Source organism: Amycolatopsis vastitatis (assembly GCF_002234595.1).
GTDB classification, from domain to species: domain Bacteria; phylum Actinomycetota; class Actinomycetes; order Mycobacteriales; family Pseudonocardiaceae; genus Amycolatopsis; species Amycolatopsis vastitatis.
The window spans coordinates 284152-306141 of record NZ_NMUL01000012.1 but is presented as its reverse complement, the minus strand read 5'-3'; the positions used below and the strand labels follow the sequence as shown (position 1 = coordinate 306141).

The following is a 21990-nucleotide window of genomic DNA, read 5'->3' as shown; positions in this document are numbered from 1 at the left end:
AAGCGTCAAGTCACCGGGTCCCGGGCGCAGCGCGCCGGGGGAACCTGGCTGCGTCGCAAGCGTTTGCCGTTGCGCCATAAGGCGGACGCGTCGACGATTTCGCTTACAGCTCCGGCATGAAAGTTTCATCGGGGATGATCGGACAGGCCGTCGAGGACAGTCTGGATCACGTCCGCTCAGCCTGGACGCCGCTGGGTGGTGACACCCCTGCGGAGGTCGCCGGGCAGCGGCCGGACGCGCTGGAGGTCGCGGCGGTGGGTGGAGCTCAGCTGCCACGGGACGCTGGTGACCATGACGCCCGGTTCGAACAGCAGCCGTCCCTTCAGCCGCAGCGAACTCTGGTTGTGGAGGATGTTCTCCCACCAGCGGCCGACGACGTACTCGGGGATGTAGACGCTGACGACGTCGCGGGGGCTGGACCGGCGGAGGCTCTTCACGTACTGCACCACCGGCCGGGTGATCTCCCGGTACGGCGACTCGAGGACCTTGAGCGGCACCTTCACCCCGCGTTGCTCCCACTGCCGCTGCAGGTCGCGCGTGTCGGAGTCGTCGACGTCGACGGTGATCGCGGTGAGGGTGTCGGGCCGGGTGGCGCGGGCGAACGCGACGGCGCGCTGGCTCGGTTTGTGCAATGTGGACACCAGCACGATCGCGTGAACGCGGCTGGGCAGCAGTTCGAACTCGTCGTCGGCCGCCAGTTCTTCGCGGACGTGGGTGTAGTGCCGGTGGACGGCCCGCATCAGGCCGTAGAGCAGCGGGATCGCGATGACGACGAGGTAGGCGCCGTGGGTGAACTTCGTGACCAGGACGACGACGAGGACGACGGCGGTGAGGGCGGCGCCGAGTGCGTTGATCAACCGTGAGCGGTGGGCCGACCGCCGGTCGCGGGCGTCGGTGGTGGCGGCGAGGACCCGGTTCCAGTGCTTGACCATGCCGGCCTGGCACAGGGTGAACGAGGTGAAGACGCCGAGGATGTAGAGCTGGATGAGCCGGGTCGTGGAGCCGTCGAAGGCGAAGATCAGGATGCCGGCGACCAGTGAGAGGGCGATGATGCCGTTGGAGAAGGCGAGCCGGTCGCCGCGGGTGTGCAGCTGCCGGGGCAAGTAGCGGTCCTGGGCGAGGATCGAGGCCAGCAGCGGGAAGCCGTTGAACGCGGTGTTCGCGGCGAGGATGAGGATCAGCGCGGTGGCGGCCTGCAGGACGAAGAACAGCACCGTGTGGTCGCCGCCGAACACCGCGGCGCCGATCTGGCTGATGACTGTGCGCTGCGGGTCGTTCCGGCAGTCGCCGGCGAAGCCGGTCAGGTCGCAGGTGTTCTCGGCGATGTGCACCTTGGTGATCAGGGCCAGCGCGGTGATGCCGCCGAACATCACGACGGCGGTGACGCCCATGGCGGTCATCGTGCGGGCCGCGTTCAGCGCCTTCGGTTTCCGGAACGCCGGCACGCCGTTGGAGATCGCCTCGACACCGGTCAACGCGGTGCAGCCGGACGCGAAAGACCGCAGCAACAGGAAGACCAGGGCGAAACCGGTCAGGCCGACCTGTTCCGGACGGACGGCGTAGCCCGCGCTTTCGGCGACCGGAGCGTGCCCGGTGAAGGCGCGGCCCAATCCGACGACGATCAGCAGCATCACCGAGGCGATGAACAGGTACGTCGGCGCGGCGAACGCCCGGCCGGACTCGCGGATGCCCCGCAGGTTCATCGCCATCAGCAGGACGATGAAGCCGATGTTGAGCGCGATCCGGTGGTCGTTGAGCTCCGGGACGGCCGAGATGATGTTGTCCACACCGGACGCGACCGAGACCGCGACCGTCATGATGTAGTCGACCATCAGGGCCCCGGCGACGACCAGCCCGGCGCGGCTGCCGAGGTTGCGGGAGGCGACTTCGTACGAGCCACCGCCGCTGGGGTACGCGCGCACCACTTGGCGGTAGGAGATCACGACGACGGTGAGCAGCACGGCCACGCCCAACCCGACCCACGGCGTCATGGTGAGATACGCCAGCCCGCCGATCGAGAGGATCAGCAGGATCTCCTGGGTCGCGTACGCCACCGAGGAGAGCGGGTCACTGGCGAAGATCGGCAGGGCGAGCCACTTCGGCAGAAGTGTCTCACCGAGCGTGTCGCTCCGGAACGGCCGTCCGAGTACCAGCCGTTTGAGCCATGAAGTGGGTGCCGGCACACACCGCAGCGTGCCTCGTGGCGTGGGGAACCGGCGTAGGGAAAACGTCAATATCCCGGCGTCGGCGTAGGGAAGCCGTAAGTGTCTCCGGGGTGATCGTCAGGTTCTCGCCGAGTCCGGAATGGACACCGCGGCGGGCGTCAAGAACGCGTCAGTGCGGCGTGCGGGCGCGTCAAGACTCTGTCAGGTGACATCCGAACAGGAGTTCCGGCAGGCACGCTTCCGTCTGCCGGGTCACCATTCGGTCGACCCCTGGTTGGTGTGCGTGAGAAGGGAGCAGTCGTATGGCCGATCTGGCTTATGTGCTGCTGGCGATCGTGGTGTTCGCCGTGCTGGCCTTGATCCTGCGTGGATTGGAGCGGTTGTGAGCGGCACCGGCGTGGTCGCCAACGTCGTCGGCGGCGTCCTGGCGCTGGCCCTGATCGTCTACCTGTTCCTCGCGTTGATCAAACCGGAGAAGTTCTGATGTCCTCGACGTGGGCCGGCCTCGCCCAGGCCGGTCTCCTCTTGCTCGCCTTGGCGCTGGTGTACCGGCCGCTGGGCGACTACATGCACCGGGTGTTCACGAGCACGAAGCACTGGCGGCTGGAGAAGGCCGTCTACAAGATCGTGCGCGCGGACCCGGAGTCCGAGCAGCACTGGAAGACTTACGCCTCGGGCGTGCTCGGCTTCTCGTTCGTCTCGGTGCTGTTCCTGTACCTGCTGCAGCGCCTGCAGCCGTTGCTGCCGCTGAACTTCGGCCGGACCGTGGACTCCGGGGTCGCCTTCAACACCGCGATCAGCTTCGTGACCAACACGAACTGGCAGTCCTACGTCCCCGAGGGCGTCATGGGCCACGTGGTCCAGATGGCCGGGCTGACCGTGCAGAACTTCGTCTCCGCCGGCGTGGGCCTGGCCGTGGCGATCGCGCTCACCCGCGCGTTCGTCCGGTCGAAGAGCGACCGGCTCGGCAACTTCTGGGTCGACCTGGCCCGCGGCACCGTGCGGCTGCTGCTGCCGCTGTCGTTCGTCTTCGCGATCGTGCTCGTCGCGCTCGGCGTGGTGCAGAGCCTCAAGTCCGGCGTCTCGGTGCTCAATCCGGACGGCTCGGCGAGCACGATCGCGCTGGCCCCGGCGGCGAGCCAGGAGGCGATCAAGGAGCTCGGCACCAACGGCGGCGGGATCTTCAACGCCAACTCGGCGCACCCGTTCGAGAACCCGGACTCGTGGTCCAACCTGATCGAGATCTTCCTGCTGCTGGTCATCCCGGTCGCCCTGACCCGCACGTTCGGCAAGCTCGTCGGCAACACTAAGCAGGGCTACGTCCTGCTCAGCGTGATGGGTGCGTTGTGGGCGGGCATGCTCGCGGTGATCTGGTGGGGCGAAACCCACACGGGAGGCGCCGCCACCCGGCTGGCCGGCGCGGCCATGGAAGGCAAGGAGACCCGGTTCGGGCTCGCGGCGTCGGCGTTGTTCGCCGATTCGACGACGGGCACGTCGACCGGCGCGGTGAACGCGATGCACGACAGCTTCACCGGGCTCGGCGGGTTCGGCACCCTGCTGAACATGATGTTCGGCGAGCTGTCGCCCGGCGGGGTCGGCACCGGGCTCTACAGCATCCTGGTGATGGCGATCATCGCGATGTTCCTGGCGGGGTTGATGGTCGGGCGGACGCCGGAGTACCTGGGCAAGAAGCTCGGCAAACGCGAGGTCACCTGCTCGGCCATCGCGATCCTCGCGATGCCGACGGTGCTGCTGATCGGCGCCGGCGCGGCCCTGCTGATCCCGGGCAACACCGCCGCGTTGAACAACCCGGGCGCACACGGCTTCTCCGAGCTGCTCTACGCCTACACCTCGGCGAGCAACAACAACGGCAGCGCGTTCGCCGGCATCACGGTGACCAACGACTGGTACCAGTCGACGCTCGGCGTCTGCATGGCGCTGGGCCGGTTCGTCCCGATCCTGGCCGTGCTGTGCCTGGCCGGTTCCCTGGCCGCCCAGCGCAAGGTGCCGGAGACCGCCGGCACGCTGCCGACCACCAGCCCGCTGTTCGCCACCCTGCTCGCCGGCACGGTCGTGCTGGTCGCGGCCCTGACCTTCATCCCCGCCCTGGCCCTCGGGCCGATTGCCGAGGCTCTCGCATGACCATGACCACCGAACGTTCCGCCGGGGAAGTGACCCAGCGCCACGTCGAGAACGCGGGCCGGGTCGGCGCGGGCGTGTTCAACCCCCGCCAGCTCTGGACGTCCCTGCCGGACGCGTTCCGCAAGCTCAGCCCGCGTCACCAGCTGCGCAACCCCGTCATGTTCGTGGTCTGGGTCGGATCGGTGCTGGTCACCGTCTTCGCGGTCACCGACCCGGGCGTGTTCAACATCGGCGTCGCGCTGTGGCTGTGGTTCACGGTCCTGTTCGCGAACCTTGCCGAAGCGGTCGCCGAGGGCCGGGGCAAGGCCCAGGCCGAGTCCTTGCGCCGCACGAAGAAGGAGACCGTCGCCCGGCGTCTCACCGAGGACGGCTCGGAAGTCCGGGTGCCGGGAACCGAGCTGAAGATCGGCGACCTGGTCGTCGTCGAGGCCGGCGAGGTGATCCCGGGCGACGGCGACGTCGTCGAGGGCATCGCCACCGTCGACGAGTCGGCGATCACCGGCGAGTCGGCTCCGGTCATCCGCGAGTCCGGCGGTGACCGAAGCGCCGTCACCGGCGGCACGACCGTGCTGTCCGACCGGATCATCGTGAAGATCACCACCAAGCCGGGTGAGTCCTTTGTGGACCGAATGATCGCGTTGGTGGAAGGCGCTTCGCGGCAGAAGACGCCGAACGAGATCGCCTTGACGATCCTGCTCGCCGTGCTGACGATCATCTTCGTCCTCGCGGTCGTGGCGCTGCAGCCGATGGCTGGGTACTCCGGCGGGCTCGTGTCGGTGATCGTGCTGACGGCGCTGCTGGTCTGCCTGATCCCGACGACGATCGGTGCGCTGCTGTCCGCGATCGGCATCGCGGGCATGGACCGGCTGGTGCAGCGCAACGTCCTGGCCACGTCGGGACGCGCGGTGGAGGCCGCGGGTGACGTCTCGACGCTGCTGCTCGACAAGACCGGCACGATCACCTTCGGCAACCGCCAAGCCACCGGGCTGATCCCGGTCGGCTCGGCCACGATCGAGGACCTCGCGATCGCGGCCCGGCTCTCCAGCCTGGCCGACGGCACCCCGGAAGGCCGCAGCATCGTCGACCTGTGCGCCCGCGAGCACGGCCTCGCGACCGATCCGGCCGACGCCGAGAAGTCCGGCGAGTTCGTGCCGTTCACCGCGCAGACCCGGATGAGCGGCATCGACCTGAACGGCCGGGTCGTCCGCAAGGGCGCGGCAAGCGCGGTGCGCGCGTGGGTGACCGAGCACGGCGGCACCGTGCCGGACGAGGTGCACACCATCGTCGACGCGATCAGCGCCGAGGGCGGCACCCCGCTCGTGGTCGCCGAGCAGATCGAAGGCGTCGCCGCCGTGCGCGGCGTGATCCGGCTGTCCGACGTCGTCAAGCCCGGCATGCGCGAACGCTTCGCCGAGCTGCGCACGATGGGCATCAAGACCGTGATGATCACCGGCGACAACCCGCTCACTGCGCGGGCCATCGCCGAAGAGGCCGGGGTGGACGACTTCCTCGCCGAGGCCAAGCCCGAAGACAAGATGGCGCTGATCAAGAAGGAGCAGGAGGGCGGCCGGCTGGTCGCGATGACCGGCGACGGCACGAACGACGCCCCGGCGCTGGCGCAGGCGGACGTCGGGGTGGCGATGAACACCGGGACCATGGCGGCCAAGGAGGCCGGCAACATGGTCGACCTCGACTCCAACCCGACGAAGCTGATCGAGATCGTGGAGATCGGCAAGCAGCTGCTCATCACCCGCGGCGCGCTGACGACGTTCTCCATCGCCAACGACCTGGCGAAGTACTTCGCGATCCTGCCCGCCATGTTCGCGGCGATCTACCCGCAGCTCGGCACGTTGAACATCATGGGCCTGCACTCGCCGGACTCGGCGATCATGTCCGCGGTGATCTTCAACGCGCTGATCATCGTGGCGCTGATCCCGCTCGCCCTGCGCGGCGTGCGGTACAAGCCGTCCACCGCGAAGTCGCTGCTGCGGCGCAACCTGCTGATCTACGGGCTCGGCGGCATCGTGTCGCCGTTCGCCGGGATCTGGCTGATCGACCTGCTCGTCCGACTGATCCCGGGAATGTGATCATGAAGGTGCTGTACAAGCAGACCATCGCCGGCCTGAAGATGCTGCTGGTGCTGACCGTGCTGCTGGGCGTCGGCTACCCCTTGGCCGTGTGGGCGGTGGCCCGGATCCCGGGGTTGTCGGCCAACGCGGAAGGGTCGATCGTCACGCAGAACGGGCAGCCGGTCGGGTCGTCGCTGATCGGGGTCGACCCGGTGGCGAAGGACCCGGCGCACGACCCGTACTTCCACAACCGGCCCTCGGCCGGGTCGAAGGACCCGCTCGGGCCGGGCGACCCGTCGACCTCGGGTGCTTCGAACAAGGGCACCGCCAACGCGGACCTGCTGGCCACGGTCAAGCAGCGGCAGGAGCTGATCGCCCAGCGCGAAGGCGTCGACGTCTCGAAGATCCCGGCCGACGCCGTGACCGCGTCGGCCTCGGGGCTCGACCCGCAGATCAGCCCGGCCTACGCCGAGCTGCAGGTGCCGCGGGTCGCCCGGGAGAACGGCCTGAGCGAGGACGCCGTCCGCAAGCTCGTCGCGGACAGCACCACCGGCCGCGGCCTCGGAGTGCTCGGCGACCCGGGGGTCAACGTTCTGCAGCTGAACCTCGCCGTCGCCGCGGCCAGGCACTGACCCGCGACGACAGCGGACGTGAGCGAGCAAGACGAGCAGCCCGCCGAGGCGGCGGCTGGTGACTTCCCGGCCGCGGTAGGCCACCCGCGGCAGCAGGACCAGCTCGACCGTCACCGGCCAAGGCCGGCGGGGGTGCACCGGTCGTGCGCACGGTCGTGCGGGCGCGTCGCGTAGGCTGAGCGCGGCGCGCCGGGAAGTCTGGTCGGCATCCGGATTCGGATCGGAAGGACCGGCTGATGCGCGGGGTCGAAACCGTCTTGTTCCTCGTCATCGTGGCGACTGTGGTGGCCACGTTCGCCCGGCGGCTGCGGATTCCGGCGCCGTCACTGCTGGTCGTCGTCGGTGTGGTGGTCGGGCTGCTTCCGGGTGTTCCCGTGGTGCAGGTGACCCCGGAGGTGATCAGCCTGGTCGTGCTCCCGCCGCTGCTCTTCGCCGCGGGGGAGGAGCTGCCGTGGCGGGACCTACGCGCGGTGGGGCGTCCGGTCGCGGTGCTGTCGGTCGGGTTGGTGCTGTTGTCGGCCGCGGCGGTGATCGGGATCGCGGTCGCGGTGACGCCGTTGCCGGTCGGGATGGCGTTCGTGCTGGGCGCGGTGCTGGCGAGCACCGACCCGGTCGCGGTGACGGCGCTGGCGCGGCGGCTGGCGCTGCCGCCGCGGGTGCAGGCGCTGATCCAGGCCGAGAGCCTGTTCAACGACGCGACCAGCCTGCTGTTGTTCCGGGTGGCGTTGTTCCTGGCGGTCGCGGGCGGGGCCGCGTCCTGGGGTCGGACGCTGGGCGAGTTCGCCGTGCTCGCCGGGGGTGGGGTGGCGGTCGGGGTGCTCACGGCGCTCGGCGCGTTCCTCATCCGGCGGCACACCGAAGACCCGATCCTGGAGACGGTGATCTCGCTGGTCACGCCGTACGCGGGGTACGTCGTCGCGGAGTCGGTCGGCGGGTCGGGTGTGACGGCGGTGGTCGTGGCGAGCGTGATCCTCGGGACCCAGGCGGAGCGGCTGACGACGGCGCGGATCCGGCTGCAGGTGGGCGCGGTGTACCAGACCGTGGTGTTCCTGCTGGAGAGCGTCGTGTTCGGGCTGATCGGGCTGCAGCTGCCCGCGTTGGTGCGGCGGGTGGCCGGCGGCGGGGCGTGGTGGCTGCTGCAGGCCGTGGCCATCGCGGCGACGCTGGTGGTGGCGCGGCTGCTGCTGGTGTTCGTGCTCTCGGCGCTGCGGCAACGGCGGGAGGACGGCCGCATCTCCTGGCAGGTACCCGCGGTCGTCTCCTGGGCGGGCGCGCGCGGAGTGGTGCCGCTGGCGGCGGCGCTGTCCCTGCCGGTGGCCACAATGGACGGTTCCGCCCTGCCGGCGCGCGACCTCGTCCTGCTGCTGACGACCGCGGTGATCGTGCTGACGCTCGTGGTCCAGGGCTTCACGCTCGCCCCGCTGGTCCGCCGGGCGGGGATCGCCCTCGACCCCGCCGACCTGCGCACTGAATACGGCACCGCGCGCCGGAAGCTCGCCGAAGCCGGCCTGTCCCACCTGGACCACCTGGCCGAGACCGAGTCGGCGCCGGCGTTCGTGGTCGACCAGTTGCGGGCGGGCTGGCAGGCGCGGCTCGACCACATCCGCGGCGACACCGGCGAGGAGGCGGCGGACTGGGTGCGCGGGATCGACTACCGCGCCTTGCGTCGGGAGCTGATCGACATCGAGTCGGCCGAGCTGGCGAGGCTGTTCGAGGCGGGCGAGATCACCGACGGCACCCGGCGGCGCATCCAGCGGCTGCTGGACCTGGAGCACGCGGGGCTCGAGGACTGAGCGGGATCGCGGCGCAAAAAATCCGTAAATACGGCGCGCTCGGCGTGGTGTTCGGGGACATCGGCACCAGCCCGATCTACACGCTGCAGACGGTGTTCAACCCGGCTGGCCCGCACCCGGGCCGGTGAGCACGGAGAACGTCTTCGGCGTGGTGTCGCTGATCTTCTGGTCGGTGATGATCATCGCGACTGTCACGTAGGTGCTGCTGGCGATGCGCGCCGACAACGACGACGAGGGCGGCGGTGTCGCTGAACAAACGGAACGTCGTGTCCCTGCCCGATCCAGTGTGGAATGACGATGACGGCGAGTATGTGTACGACTGGGGCACGTTCCGTCTAGACAAGGCCGAGCCGCACGCCGGCGGCAGATGGACGAACAGCGGGAAGCCTCGCGACGACCGGCCGTTGAAGTCCCGGGACGACGACGATGAGCGCACGGTGTCGTTCCCGCCCGACCTGATGCGGCTGCTGCATCGGCACATCACGCGCTACGGCTACGGGCCCGACGGCCGGCTGTTCCAGGCGGAGCAGGGTGGCGAGATTCCGATGATCACCTACACCCGCGCGTGGCGCGCGGTGCGGAAGGTGGTGCTGACGGAGGAACAGCAGAAGACGCCGCTCGCTGCCCGGCCGTACGACCTGCGCCACGCCGCGGTCAGCACGCAACTCGCGGCGGGCGTCGATCCGGCGTCCGTGGCCGCGTGGGCCGGCCACTCCGTCGGTGTGCTCTACGAGGTCTACGCCGCGTTCCTCGACGGGGGAGACGAGGCCAACCGGGCCCGCATCGAGAAGATCCTTGGTCACAAGCCGCGAAGCAAGCCGGAGGAGTGACGCCGGGCTCCCGGGCTGTTCCCCGTGGGAACGCATTGGGAAGAAACACCCGTACTTGGCCGTGATCGGCCGTAGAGAACCGGAGTTCGGGAAGAACCGCTTCGAGCGTAAATGCGCTAGTGAGAGGCGGTTTTTCCCGCTCCCGTGGGGGTGCCCTCGGCAGGATTCGAACCTGCGACACCTGCCTCCGGAGGGCAGTGCTCTATCCCCTGAGCTACGAGGGCCCATCGCTGGGCGACTCCGAAAGCTTAGCGCATCCTCCCCGACCGTTGCGGGCAGGTTCCTCGACCGGTGAATCCGCTGGTCAGGGTCATGAAGTTGATCGATTCGGCGAGGCGTCGCTAGCGTGGGAAGCCCACCCGAAGGAGCTGACATGGCTGAGCCCTTCCAGGTTGTCCTCGACGAGGGCGACGTCGCCGATCTGCGGGAGTGGTTGCGGCGGACCCGGTGGCCCGAGGCCGAGACCGTCGATGACTGGTCGCAGGGGGTTCCGCTCGCCTACCTCCGCGAGCTGTGCCGGGACTGGGGTGAGGAGTACGACTTCGGGTTCGCCGCGCGGCTCAACGCCTTCCCGCAGTTCCGGGCCGATGTCGACGGCGTCGGGCTGCACTTCGTGCACGTCCGGTCGCCGCATTCCGATGCGCTCCCGCTTGTCCTCACCCATGGCTGGCCCGGGTCCGTGCTGGAGTTCCTCGATGTCCTCGGGCCGCTCACCGAGCCCGAAAAGCACGGCGGGGATCCGGCCGACGCCTTCCACGTCGTCGCGCCGTCGCTGCCCGGGTTCGGGTGGAGCGACAAGCCCGCGCTGAAGATCCCGCGGGTCGCCGAGCTGTGGGACCGGCTGATGACGTCGCTCGGCTACGACCGCTACGGCGCCCAGGGCGGCGACTGGGGCGCCGCCGTGACCAACGCGCTCGCGCCGTTCGGGCGGGTCGCCGGGGTGCACGTCAACTTCTTGCCGGTGCGGCTGGACGTCGACGATCCGACGCCGGCGGAGCAGCGGGCGCGGGCCGACCTGGCGGAGTTCCGGCGGACCGGCAGCGGCTACTCCGCCCAGCAGGGCACGCGCCCGCAGACGCTCGGCTACGGCCTCACCGACTCGCCCGCCGGTCAGGCCGCGTGGATCGTCGAAAAGTTCCTGGCCTGGACCGACAACGACGGTCACCCGGAGGACGCCGTCGACCGGCAGAAGATCCTCGACGGCATCTCCGCCTACTGGTTCACCGCGACGGCGGCCTCGTCCGCGCGGATGTACTGGGAGAACAACGCGGGCAGTCCGTCCACTGTGGACGTCCCGGCCGGGGTTTCGGTGTTCCCCAAGGAGATCGTGCGGCCGTCGCGGCGGCAGGCCGAACAGCGCTACAGCGATCTGCGGTGGTTCCAGGAGCTGCCCGCCGGTGGGCACTTCGCCGCGCTCGAACAGCCGGCGTCGTTCGTCGAGCAGGTCCGCGGCTTCTTCCGGCTGGTGCGCTAGGCGAGCCAGCCGGCGGTCATCCGCTGCACGGCCGAGCCGTCGCGGTCGGCGAACTTGATCGCCGCGAAGTCCTCGGCCCACTTCGACGTCTGGATCCGGAACGCCGGCGCGTCCGCCGTCATCGCGCCCAGGATCACGGCGGCGACCTCGTCGGCTGTCTGGGCGCTCCGGAAGTTCTCCGTGACGCCGGCGATGTAGGACCGCAGGGAGTCGGCGTACGGCCCCGATTCGGCGAAGAGCCGCTCGTCGAGGCCGACGTTGTTGACGAACTCCGTCGCGACCGCGCCCGGCTCTACGACGCACACCGTGACGCCCTGGGCCGCGGCGACCGGCGCCAGGGCCTCCATCATGCCTTCGACGGCGAACTTCGCCGCGCAGTACGCCTCGTTGAACGGCTGGCCGATCACGCCGCCGACGCTGCTCACCGTGATCACGCGGCCGCCGCTGGCGCGCAACGCCGGCAGCGCGGCTTTCGTCGCCTCGACGACGCCGAAGAAGTTGACCTCCATGGTCTCGCGGACCGCCGAGACCGGCTCCTGCTCGATCGTGCCGACGTGGCCCGCACCCGCGTTGTTGACCAGGACGTCGAGCCGGCCGTAGTCGGCCAGGACGCCCTCGAACGCCGTGTGGACGGACGTGGTGTCGGTGACGTCGAGCGGGCGGATGTCCAGTTCGACGCCGGCGTCGGCGGCCGCCTTGCGCAGACGGTCGGCCCGGGCGGGGTTGCGCAGCGTGGCCACCGTCCGGAAGCCCGCGCCGGCCGCCTGGACCGCCGTGGCGAGGCCGATTCCGGTGGACGTGCCGGTGATCAGGGCGACGCGGTCGTTGCTCATCTCGGGAACCTCGATGTGATTCAGGGGAATGATGGTTAATGGAGTGAACTAAAATCACTATAGGCATGGATGGTTCATGCAGTCAACTATCGGCCTACACTCGGTCCATGACCGCTGACCCGATCACCGACGACGTCGTAGCCCTGCTCGGCCGGATCGTCGACCGGTTCGTCGCCTCGTACGAGTCCGCGGCCGCGGCGCAGGGGCTGACGACGGTGCAGGCCAAGGTGCTCGCCGCACTGGGCGAGCCGTTGCCGATGCACCGGATCGCCGAGAAGCTGAAGTCCGAGCGCTCGAACGTGACGGGGATCATCGACCGGCTCGAAGCGCGCGGCCTGGTGGAGCGCCGTCCGGACGACCGCGACCGGCGGATCAAGAACATCGTGGCCACGCCCGCCGGCGCCGTGCTGGCCCGGAACTTCCGCCGGTCGCTGGGGTTCGCGGCCGAACCCCTGGCCGCACTGGATCCGGCCGAGCGCGTCGAGCTGCGTGACCTGCTGCGCCGGATGGTCGACGTCGAAGCGTGACGAGTCCGCCCGCTGGGAAACCCCGCCTGGTGGATTGGTCGCCACGGGCGCGCCGGGGTAGCTTTCGGGTGAATGAACTTAGGCTGCCCTCTGTTGCACATATGCGCATTCGACTATATGTTTGGCCGGACGGTGAACCGGGAACGGAGGCGGCATGGGGCAGGGACACGGCCACGGGCACGCGATCGAACCGGCGAGCGCGTCGGGCCGGTACGTGCGGAGCCTGGCCATCGCCCTCGGCGTCGGCGCCGGCTTCATGGTGCTCGAGTTCGTCGTCGGCTTCACGACCGGCTCGCTGGCCCTGATCTCGGACGCGGCGCACATGTTCACCGACGTCCTCGGGGTCGGTATGGCCCTGACCGCCATCGTCCTGGCGCGACGCAGCAGGCCCACGGTCAGCCGCACCTTCGGGCTCTACCGCGCGGAGGTGCTCGCGGCGCTCGCCAACGCGGTCCTGCTCTTCGGCGTCGCGGGGTACGTCCTCGTCGAGGCCATCGGCCGGATCGGCGACCCGCCCGCGGTACCCGGCCTGCCCGTGCTGCTGGCCGCGACGGCGGGCCTGGTGGCCAACCTCATCTCGTTCGCCGTGCTGCGCTCGGGCGCGAAGGAGAGCCTCAACGTCCGCGGCGCGTACCTCGAAGTGCTGGCCGACCTGGTCGGCTCGGTCGGCGTGCTGATCAGCGGCGCCCTGACGCTGCTGACGGGCTGGCGCTACGCCGACCCGATCATCGGTGTCGCGATCGGGCTGTTCGTGCTGCCCCGCACGTGGGTGCTGGCCCGTCGCGCGCTGCGCATCCTCTTCCAGCACGCGCCGCAGGGTGTCGACGTCGGGGCGGTCAACGCCGAGCTGTCCGCGCTGCCGGGGGTGGCCGACGTGCACGACCTGCACATCTGGACGCTCACGTCGGGCATGGAGGTGGCTTCGGCCCACCTGACGCTCGCGCCGCCCGCGAAGCAATCGGACGTGCTGACGGATGCGCAGAACCTGCTGGCGTCCCGCTACGCGATCGAGCACGCCACCCTCCAGGTGGAGGCGCCGCAGTGCGCGCGCCGGTGCCAGGAACTCTCCTGGTGACACGCCGGCTGTAACGGCGGCCCAGCTTCTCGGCGAGTACCAGCGGGCCCGCGACGTCCATCGGGACGTCCTCGCTCGACGCAGGCGCATCCTCGGCGAGACGCTCCGAACCGCCCAGACTCTCGAAGCGCTCGAGGAAACCGGCTAAGCCGGCAGTGGCTGGGCGTTCCGGGCCGAAAGCATCAGCTTCATCTGGTCCATCTCCGCGCCCTGCGAAGTGAGCATGCTGTTCACCAACGCCTTCAACGCCGGCAGGCTCGAATGCGAAGCCGCGTACTGGGCCATGGCCGTGCCGCCCTGGTGGTGGCGGAGCATCAACTGCAGGAAATAGACATCCAGCTGCTTGCCCGACAGCGAGCGCAGCTTGGTCAGCTCCGCGTCCGTCGCCATGCCCGGCATCAGCGGGCCACCCGCCGGGTTGACCGAGGAGGGGGCCATCGACATGCCGTCGTGGCCCTGCATCGGCTCGGTCATCCACTGCATCGGCGCGCCGATCGGCTGCTCCGGCTTGTCCCACAGCATGAGCCAGCCCTTCATGCGGCCGACCTGCTCCAGCTGGGTGCGCTCGATGTCGAACGCCAGCTGGCGGACCTCCGGGTCGGTCGAGTGGTCGCGGGCCCAGCCGGCCATCGTCACGGCCTGCAGGTGGTGCGTCGACATGTCCTGCGCGAAGCCGACCTCGACCGACCCGGCCGCCGGGGTGGCGGCCGGGTCGTCGTCGATCGCGCGGGTGAGGAACATGCCCGCCGTCGCGCCGATCAGCAGGACCGCGAGCAGCGTCCCGCCGATGATCACCCAGCGTGACCAGGTCGGCTGCTCGACGGGCTCTTCGGACGTCACTTGGTCGGCGTCGCCGAGGGCGCGGGGGCACCGGTGGAGGGGGCACCCGAAGGCTGGTTCATGCCGCCCTGCTCCTGCTGCGCGCCGGCAGTGCCCTTGTAGTCCATCGGCTTGGCGTCGGGGCCGGGCTTCGACGGGTCGAACGGCGGCGGGTTGTCCGGGTCGAACTGGCCGGGGCCGAGGGCGTCGCAGGAGGCGCCGACCTCGGGGTACACGCCGTTCGGGTTGGTCCGCAGCGCCGCGATGAACTCGTCGATGCGGGCGTCGTTGACGTCGTCCACCTTCAGCTGGTGGCCCCACGACTGCAGCGAGATCGGCTTGTCGAGGCCGGGGTAGGGCGACATCATCGTGTACGGCTTGCCCTTGGCGCGGACACTGAGCAGGTTCAGCGCGTCGCCGGTGATCTGCTGCGGGTTGTAGGCGATCCACACGGCGCCGTGCTCCAGCGCGTGGACCATGTTCTCGGTCCGCACCGCGTTCGGGTAGACGATGCCGGTGCAGGCCGCCCAGTAGCCGTCGTGCGGGCCGCCGAACGGCGGGGTCTTGTCGTACGCCACCCGCTCGGTCGGGAGGATGTGCACGCTGCCCTTGTAGTCCGCGGTCACGACGCCGGGGATGCGCTTCGAGGGGTCCGGGTCCGACGCGGTCGGCGCGAACGACGCGGCGGCGGCCTCGCGGTCGGCCTGCTCACGCTTCGGCGCCGACTGCACCATGTAGTAGATGATCACCGAAGCGGCCAGTGCCACGATGGCGACGACGGCGATGATCGTGCCCCAGGGCGTGCCCTTCTTGCTCACGACGGAACTGCGGGCAGCCTTCACCGCCGACCCCTTTTTCCGAGTTGTCCCGTTCGCCATGGCTCCCGCGTTCTCCCTCTGGTGGCTGCGGACGGATTCCCGCCCCGGCCAGTGTAGAGACAGCCCGTCTGGTCACCGTTAACACCTCACAGTGTTCAACCGAGGCTCCGCCTCGGGCCGGGGGCTCCGCCACCCGGAGCCCCCGGAACCCCATTTGAGCCAGCCCTCGTGACGTGGCCGAGACCGCTGCGAGCGCCGGACCTGGGCACACCTAGAATTCGGCAGGTGACTCCCGCCGCTCTCGCCGACCTGGTCCGCAGCTCCGCCGTGCAGGTGCTCGCCGCACGCGGCATCGACGACGCCGTGCTGCCGGAGCAGGTGACCATCGAACGCCCGCGCAACCCCGAACACGGCGACTACGCGACGAACCTGGCCCTCCAGGTGGCCAAGAAGGCCGGGCTGAAGCCGCGCGACTTCGCCGAGGCGCTGGCCGAGGCGGTCTCGGCGGACGACGGCGTCGCCTCGGCCGAGGTCGCCGGCCCCGGCTTCCTCAACTTCCGGCTCGCCGCGGCCGCGCAGGGCGACATCGTGCGCCAGGTCCTCGACGCCGGCGCGGCGTACGGGCGCGGCGACGCGCTGGCCGGCACGCGGATCAACCTCGAGTTCGTCTCGGCGAACCCGACCGGCCCGATCCACCTCGGCGGCACCCGCTGGGCCGCGGTCGGCGACGCGCTGGGCCGGGTGCTGGCCGCGCAGGGCGCCGATGTCACCCGCGAGTACTACTTCAACGACGCCGGAGCCCAGATCGACCGGTTCGTCCGGTCCCTGGTCGCCGCCGCGAAGGGCGAGCCCGCGCCGGAGGACGGCTACGCGGGCGGCTACATCAACGACATCGCCGCCGAGGTCATCAAGGCCGAGCCGAGCGCGCTTTCGCTGCCGGAGGCCGAGCGGCACGAGACGTTCCGCCGGATCGGCATCGAGCTGATGTTCTCCGAGATCAGGGAGAGCCTGCACGAGTTCGGCACCGACTTCGACGTCTACTTCCACGAGAACTCGCTGCACGAGTCGGGCGCGGTCGACGCCGCCGTCCAGCAGCTGAAGGACTCCGGGAACCTCTACTTCAACGAGGGCGCCTGGTGGCTGAAGTCGTCGGAGTACGGCGACGACAAGGACCGCGTCGTCATCAAGCAGGACGGCAACCCGGCCTACATCGCCGGTGACCTGGCCTACTTCAAGGACAAGCGCAACCGCGGCTTCGACCTGTGCATCTACATGCTCGGCGCGGACCACCACGGCTACATCGCGCGCCTGAAGGCGGCGGCCGCGGCCTTCGGCGACGACCCGGACACGGTCGAGGTGCTGATCGGCCAGATGGTCAACCTGGTCAGCGAGGGCAAGCCGGTGCGGATGTCCAAGCGCGCGGGCACCGTGATCACCATGGAGGACCTCGTCGAGGCGGTCGGCGTCGACCCGGCCCGCTACGAGCTGATCCGGTACTCCGTCGACTCCACTTTGGACGTCGACCTGGACCTGCTGCGCAAGCACTCCAACGACAACCCCGTCTACTACGTCCAGTACGCCCACGCGCGCCTGTGCACGATGCTGCGCGGGGCCGCGGACCTCGGTCTCAAGTCCACTGAGGACGTCGACCTGGGGCAGCTGACCCTGCCGGTCGAGGGCGACCTGATCCGCACGATCGGCGAGTTCCCGGAGACCGTGCGCCGCGCCGCCGAAATGCGGGAGCCGCACCGGATCGCGCGCTACCTGGAGGAACTCGCGGGCGCGCTCCACAAGTTCTACGCGGTCCGTGAGGCCCGCGTGCTGCCCAAGGGCGACGAGGTGGCCACCCCGGCCAACCACGCCCGGGTGGCCCTTTGCGAGGCGGCGCGCGTGGTGCTCGCCAACGGTCTCGCGCTGGTCGGTGTCTCCGCTCCGGAACGGATGTAAGAAATGGCGCACCCCGCGGGCCCACGGCACGCCGACGTCTACACCCACGCCGACACCTCCGGGCTCCAGCCGTCCGGGGTGGAGGAGCTCGACAAGCTGCCCGCGAAAGTGTGGCCGCGCAACACCTTCCGCGGCGGCGACGGCGTCGTCCGGATCGCCGGCGTCGACGTCCGGGAGCTGGCCGAGAAGCACGGCACGCCGCTGTTCGTCGTCGACGAAGCCGACTTCAAGTCCCGGTGCGCCGACTACGCCGAGGCGTTCGACGACCCGACGCTCGTGCACTACGCGTCCAAGGCGTTCCTGTCCATCGAGGTCGCCCGCTGGGTGGCCGAGCAGGGGCTGAGCCTGGACGTCTGCAGCGGCGGCGAGCTCGCCGTGGCGCAGCGCGCGGACTTCCCGGCCGAGCGCATCACCTTCCACGGCAACAACAAGTCGCCGGCGGAGCTGGAAGCCGCGATCGTCGCCGGCGTCGGCACGGTGGTGCTCGACTCGTACTTCGAGATCGCGCGGCTGGCCGACATCGCCGCCCGCCACGACGTCGTGCAGTCCGTGCTGATCCGGGTGACCGTCGGCGTCGAGGCGCACACCCACGAGTTCATCGCGACCGCGCACGAGGACCAGAAGTTCGGCTTCTCGCTGGCGTCCGGCGACGCCGCCGAGGCCGTGCGCCGCGTGCTTAACGCTCGTTCACTCAAGCTCGTCGGCCTGCACAGCCACATCGGCTCGCAGATCTTCGACGCCGACGGCTTCGAGGTCGCCGCCCGCCGCGTCGTCGGGCTGCTCGCCGACCTGGCCAAGGAGCACGGCCCGGAGCTGCTCGACCAGCTGAGCCTGGTCGACCTCGGCGGTGGGTTCGGCATCGCCTACACCGAGAAGGACAACCCGCCGCCGCCGGCGCAGATGATCACGCAGATCCGCGAGATCGTCCGCAAGGAGTGCGCGTACGCCGGCCTGCCGGTGCCGCGCATCGCCGGCGAGCCGGGCCGCGCGATCGCCGGTCCGGGCACGATCACGCTGTACGAGGTCGGCACCATCAAGGACGTCTCGCTCGGCGACGACCTGTCGCGCCGGTACGTCAGCGTCGACGGCGGGATGAGCGACAACATCCGCACCGCGCTCTACGACGCGGTCTACGACGTCCGGCTGGTTTCCCGCTCCGCGGGCGACAACGACCAGCCGGTCCCGGCCGTGCTGTCCCGGGTCGTGGGAAAACACTGTGAGTCCGGCGACATCGTCGTACGAGACTGCTGGCTGCCCGACACGCTGGCTCCCGGCGACCTGCTGGCGGTCGCGGCGACCGGCGCCTACTGCTACTCGATGGCGAGCACGTACAACCGGCTGCCGCGCCCGGCCGTGGTCGCGGTGCGCAACGGCAGCTCCCGGCTGCTGCTGCGGCGGGAGACGACCGACGACATGCTGCGCCTGGAGGTCTGAACACAGTGGCTGCCCCACAGGAAGGTGCCATCAGGGTCGCCCTGCTCGGCTGCGGGACCGTCGGCGGCGAGGTCGCCCGGTTGCTCACCGAGCAGGCCGGCGAGCTGGCCGCGCGGGCGGGCGTGCCGGTCGAGCTGGCCGGCATCGCGGTGCGCCGCCCGGACAAGCACCCCGAACTGCCGCCGGAGCTGCTGACCGCCGACGCGGAGAAGCTCGTGACGAGCGACGAGGTCGACGTCGTGGTCGAGCTGGTCGGCGGGATCGAGCCGGTGCGCGGCTGGCTGCTTGCCGCACTGAAGGCCGGCAAGTCCGTCGTCACGGCGAACAAGGCGCTGCTGGCCGAGCACTCCGCGGACCTGTTCGAGGCGGCCGACGCCGCGGGCGCCGACCTGTACTTCGAGGCCGCGGTGGCCGGGGCCATCCCGTTGCTGCGCCCGCTGCGGGAGTCCCTCGCCGGCGACCGCATCACGCGCGTGATGGGCATCGTCAACGGCACCACGAACTTCATCCTGTCGGCCATGGACTCCAGCGGCGCCGGCTACGCCGAGACGCTCGACGAGGCCAGCCGGCTCGGGTACGCCGAGGCCGACCCGACCGCCGACGTCGACGGCTACGACGCCGCGTCGAAGGCCGCGATCCTCGCGTCGCTGGCCTTCCACACCCGGGTGACCGCCTCGGACGTGCACCGCGAGGGCATCGCCGACGTCACCGCCGCCGACCTCGCCGCGGCCCGGATGCTCGGCCGCACGGTGAAGCTGCTGGCCATCTGTGAGCGGGTCACCGACGACGACGGCGTCGAGTCGGTTTCCGCGCGCGTGCACCCGGTGATGATCCCGCGCAGCCACCAGCTGGCCGGCGTCGGTGGCGCCTTCAACGCCGTCTACGTCGAGGCCGACGCCGCGGGGGAGCTGATGTTCTACGGCCAGGGCGCGGGCGGCTCGCCGACCGCGAGCGCGGTGCTCGGCGACCTCGTCGCGGTGGCCCGCAACCGGGTCGTCGGCGGCCGCGGCCCGCGCGAATCCGCGCACGCGGCCCTGCCGGTGCGGCCGATGGGGCAGACGCCGACCCGGTACCACGTAAGCCTTTCCGTCGCCGACCGCGCGGGTGTGCTGGCCCAGGTGGCGCAGGCGTTCGCCGACCACGGCGTCAGCATCGCGGCGGTCCGGCAGAGCGACGTCGGCGACCGCGCGAGCCTGGTCGTGGTGACCCACCAGGCCCCGGACGCCGCCCTGGAGTCCACTGTGGACGAAATCGGTCGGCTCGACGTCGTCCACGAAGTTGTCAGCGTGATGCGGGTGGAAGGCGAAGACCAGTGAGCAGCCAGGCCTGGCCGGGAATCATCGAGGCGTACCGGGACCGCGTCCCGGTCCCGGACGGGGCGCGGGTCGTCACGCTCGGGGAGGGCAACACGCCGCTGCTGCCCGCCCACCACCTGTCCGAGCTGACCGGCTGCGAGGTCCACCTCAAGGTCGAGGGCGCGAACCCGACCGGCTCGTTCAAGGACCGCGGGATGACCGTGGCCATCACGCACGCGCTCGCCAGCGGCCTCAAGGCGGTGATCTGCGCGTCGACCGGCAACACGTCCGCCTCGGCCGCCGCCTACGCCGCCCGCGCCGGGCTCACCTGCGCGGTGCTGGTGCCCCAGGGCAAGATCGCCATGGGCAAGCTCGCCCAGGCCGTCCTGCACGGCGCGCGGATCCTGCAGGTCGACGGCAACTTCGACGACTGCCTCGAGCTGGCCCGCAAGACCGCGGCCGACTACCCGGTCACCTTGGTCAACTCGGTCAACCCGGTGCGCATCGCCGGCCAGAAGACCGCGGCCTTCGAGATCTGCGACGTGCTCGGCTCGGCGCCGGACATCCACTGCCTGCCGGTCGGCAACGCCGGCAACATCACCGCCTACTGGGCGGGGTATTCGGAGTACGCGGCCGACGGTGTGGTGAAGAACACGCCGCGAATGTTCGGCTTCCAGGCAGCCGGCGCGGCGCCGCTCGTGCTGGGCGAGCCGGTGCGCGACCCGGACACGATCGCCACGGCGATCCGGATCGGCAGCCCGGCGTCGTGGACGGCCGCGGTGAAGGCGAAGGAGGAGTCCGGCGGGCTCTTCGACGCCGTCACGGACGAGAAGATCCTCGAGGCGTACCGGCTGCTGGCCGCGCGCGAAGGCGTGTTCGTCGAGCCGGCGTCGGCCACCAGCGTGGCGGGCCTGCTCGCGACGGCCGCCGACGGCAGGCTCCCGCGCGGTTCACGGGTCGTCTGCACGGTCACCGGGCACGGCCTGAAGGACCCGCAGACGGCCCTGGCGGGCAACGTCGAGGTCGAACCCCTGGCCGTGGACCCCTCGGCCGTCGCCGCCGCACTGGACCTGCGGTGAGCACCACCGGGTTCAAGGTGACCGTCCCCGCGTCCACGGCGAACATCGGGCCGGGCTTCGACGCCTTCGGCATGGCGCTCGGCCTGTACGACGTCGTAGAGGTGCAGGTCACCGACGCCGGGCTCAAGGTCGAGGTGATCGACGCCGGCGCCGGTGGCGTCGCGGACGTCCCCACCGACGAGACCCACCTGGTCGTGCGGGCGATCCGGAAGACCTGCGCGCACCTCGGCGTCGAGCCGCCCGGCCTGCACCTGCGCTGCTTCAACAAGATCCCGCACGCGCGCGGGCTCGGCTCCTCCGCGGCCGCCGTCGTCTCCGGTGTCGCCGCCGGGTACGCCCTGGCGGGCGGGGACATCGACGAATTCGACGCGTTGCAGCTGGCCGCGGGCTTCGAGGGCCACGCCGACAACGCCGCGGCGAGCCTGCTCGGCGGCCTGGTCCTGGCCTGGAGCGACGGCGGGCGGTTCCACGCCGAGCGGCTCGCGCCGCACGCGTCGATCCGGCCGGTCGTCGCCGTGCCGTCGCTGCGTTCGGCCACCGCGACCACGCGCGGCCTGCTGCCGCCGGCCGTGCCGCACGCCGACGCCGCGCACAACGCCGGCCGCGCCGCGCTCGCCGTGCACGCCCTGACGGCGAAGCCGGAACTCCTGCTCGCGGCCACCGAGGACCGGCTCCACCAGCACTACCGCGCTCCGGCCTACCCGGCGAGTACGACACTGGTCGCCACGCTGCGTGCACACGGAGTGCCCGCCGCGGTCTCCGGAGCCGGTCCGACGGTGCTGGCGCTGACCACCGCGGGAATACTTCCGGCGGGGGTGGGCGTTGAGGGTTTCGACGTCTTCGAGCTGCCCGTGGATCTCGCGGGTGTGCAGGTTGCGGCTCAGTAAAGGCTCGGTCACCGGCCCGCCACGCGGGGGTGGTTGTTGCACCCGGCACCGCCGCGGTCTACCCTCGGGGGCGTTCGATCACCGTGCGTTTCCGCACCCGATGCCGGTCCCGGGGAATCTCCCGGATCGCATCCTTCGTCGATCCGCCGAATCCGCACCGCCTGGCACGCG

At 70.6% G+C, this 21990-nt stretch carries 19 protein-coding genes and 1 tRNA gene; 15 read left to right on the top strand and 5 right to left on the bottom strand.

Features of this window, described 5'->3' with window-relative positions:
- Window positions 1-176: 176 nt before the first annotated feature.
- A complete protein-coding gene (locus CF165_RS15735) occupies window positions 177-2183 on the bottom strand; it encodes an APC family permease (protein ID WP_093948247.1) in 2007 nt (668 codons plus the stop codon).
- Between the two features lie 364 nt (window positions 2184-2547).
- Between CF165_RS15735 and kdpF the strand changes: the two genes are divergently transcribed.
- The 7 genes from kdpF to CF165_RS15700 all read left to right on the top strand — a co-directional run bounded on the left by kdpF (window position 2548) and on the right by CF165_RS15700 (window position 9631).
- The gene (gene kdpF, locus CF165_RS15730) at window positions 2548-2649 is read left to right on the top strand and encodes a K(+)-transporting ATPase subunit F (RefSeq protein WP_093948246.1); all 102 of its coding nucleotides are present in this window, start codon (window positions 2548-2550) and stop codon (window positions 2647-2649) included.
- Window positions 2649-4307, top strand: coding sequence for a potassium-transporting ATPase subunit KdpA (gene kdpA / locus CF165_RS15725; RefSeq protein ID WP_093948245.1), 1659 nt, complete (start codon window positions 2649-2651; stop codon window positions 4305-4307). Before kdpF ends, kdpA begins: the two co-directional genes overlap by 1 nt.
- Window positions 4304-6394 carry a potassium-transporting ATPase subunit KdpB gene (gene kdpB, locus CF165_RS15720; RefSeq protein ID WP_093948244.1) on the top strand — a complete coding sequence of 697 codons (2091 nt, stop codon included), beginning with the start codon at window positions 4304-4306 and terminating at the stop codon, window positions 6392-6394. The genes kdpA and kdpB overlap by 4 nt, the downstream gene beginning before the upstream one ends.
- Window positions 6395-6396: 2 nt before the next feature.
- The gene (locus CF165_RS15715) at window positions 6397-7008 is read left to right on the top strand and encodes a potassium-transporting ATPase subunit C (protein WP_167441448.1); all 612 of its coding nucleotides are present in this window, start codon (window positions 6397-6399) and stop codon (window positions 7006-7008) included.
- A 236-nt stretch (window positions 7009-7244) separates the two neighbouring features.
- Window positions 7245-8801 (top strand): Na+/H+ antiporter, encoded by a 1557-nt coding sequence (locus tag CF165_RS15710; RefSeq protein ID WP_093948242.1) that lies wholly within the window; start codon window positions 7245-7247, stop codon window positions 8799-8801.
- Between the two features lie 44 nt (window positions 8802-8845).
- On the top strand, window positions 8846-8929 hold the full coding sequence (locus CF165_RS53805) for a KUP/HAK/KT family potassium transporter (RefSeq protein WP_369126864.1): 84 nt from the start codon (window positions 8846-8848) through the stop codon (window positions 8927-8929).
- Window positions 8930-9067: 138 nt separating this feature from the next.
- Window positions 9068-9631 (top strand): site-specific integrase, encoded by a 564-nt coding sequence (locus tag CF165_RS15700; protein WP_240521619.1) that lies wholly within the window; start codon window positions 9068-9070, stop codon window positions 9629-9631.
- A 151-nt stretch (window positions 9632-9782) separates the two neighbouring features.
- Here the strand turns inward: CF165_RS15700 and CF165_RS15695 are convergent.
- Window positions 9783-9855: transfer RNA gene (locus CF165_RS15695), tRNA-Arg, on the bottom strand.
- Between the two features lie 149 nt (window positions 9856-10004).
- Here CF165_RS15695 and CF165_RS15690 point away from each other — a divergent pair.
- Window positions 10005-11105 carry an epoxide hydrolase family protein gene (locus CF165_RS15690; protein WP_093948241.1) on the top strand — a complete coding sequence of 367 codons (1101 nt, stop codon included), beginning with the start codon at window positions 10005-10007 and terminating at the stop codon, window positions 11103-11105.
- On the opposite strand, the gene CF165_RS15685 is transcribed toward CF165_RS15690, so the two are convergent.
- Window positions 11102-11938 carry an SDR family oxidoreductase gene (locus tag CF165_RS15685; RefSeq protein WP_093948240.1) on the bottom strand — a complete coding sequence of 279 codons (837 nt, stop codon included), beginning with the start codon at window positions 11936-11938 and terminating at the stop codon, window positions 11102-11104. The genes CF165_RS15690 and CF165_RS15685 overlap by 4 nt on opposite strands.
- 107 nt (window positions 11939-12045) lie before the next feature.
- Here CF165_RS15685 and CF165_RS15680 point away from each other — a divergent pair, with 107 nt between their 5' ends.
- Complete coding sequence (locus CF165_RS15680) at window positions 12046-12465, top strand: MarR family winged helix-turn-helix transcriptional regulator (RefSeq protein WP_093948239.1); 420 nt, start codon at window positions 12046-12048, stop codon at window positions 12463-12465.
- Window positions 12466-12619: 154 nt separating this feature from the next.
- Entirely contained in the window at window positions 12620-13540 is a 921-nt protein-coding gene (locus CF165_RS15675) for a cation diffusion facilitator family transporter (RefSeq protein WP_093948238.1), read from the top strand.
- Window positions 13541-13684: 144 nt separating this feature from the next.
- On the opposite strand, the gene CF165_RS15670 is transcribed toward CF165_RS15675, so the two are convergent.
- Together CF165_RS15670 and CF165_RS15665 are read right to left on the bottom strand one after the other, a co-directional pair.
- Window positions 13685-14380, bottom strand: a complete 696-nt coding sequence (locus CF165_RS15670) for a DUF305 domain-containing protein (RefSeq protein ID WP_093948237.1) — start codon at window positions 14378-14380, stop codon at window positions 13685-13687.
- Window positions 14377-15201 (bottom strand): thioredoxin-like domain-containing protein, encoded by an 825-nt coding sequence (locus CF165_RS15665; RefSeq protein WP_093948236.1) that lies wholly within the window; start codon window positions 15199-15201, stop codon window positions 14377-14379. The genes CF165_RS15670 and CF165_RS15665 overlap by 4 nt, the downstream gene beginning before the upstream one ends.
- A gap of 261 nt (window positions 15202-15462) precedes the next feature.
- Here CF165_RS15665 and argS point away from each other — a divergent pair, with 261 nt between their 5' ends.
- The 5 genes from argS to thrB are packed head-to-tail and all read left to right on the top strand — an operon-like array spanning window position 15463 to window position 21819.
- Window positions 15463-17124, top strand: a complete 1662-nt coding sequence (gene argS / locus CF165_RS15660) for an arginine--tRNA ligase (protein WP_093948235.1) — start codon at window positions 15463-15465, stop codon at window positions 17122-17124.
- A 3-nt stretch (window positions 17125-17127) separates the two neighbouring features.
- Window positions 17128-18558 carry a diaminopimelate decarboxylase gene (lysA, locus tag CF165_RS15655; protein ID WP_093948234.1) on the top strand — a complete coding sequence of 477 codons (1431 nt, stop codon included), beginning with the start codon at window positions 17128-17130 and terminating at the stop codon, window positions 18556-18558.
- Window positions 18559-18563: 5 nt separating this feature from the next.
- Window positions 18564-19874 carry a homoserine dehydrogenase gene (locus tag CF165_RS15650; RefSeq protein ID WP_167441447.1) on the top strand — a complete coding sequence of 437 codons (1311 nt, stop codon included), beginning with the start codon at window positions 18564-18566 and terminating at the stop codon, window positions 19872-19874.
- Complete coding sequence (gene thrC / locus CF165_RS15645; protein ID WP_093948232.1) at window positions 19871-20932, top strand: threonine synthase; 1062 nt, start codon at window positions 19871-19873, stop codon at window positions 20930-20932. Before CF165_RS15650 ends, thrC begins: the two co-directional genes overlap by 4 nt.
- Entirely contained in the window at window positions 20929-21819 is an 891-nt protein-coding gene (gene thrB, locus CF165_RS15640; RefSeq protein WP_093948231.1) for a homoserine kinase, read from the top strand. The genes thrC and thrB overlap by 4 nt, the downstream gene beginning before the upstream one ends.
- The last annotated feature ends 171 nt before the right edge of the window (window positions 21820-21990 follow it).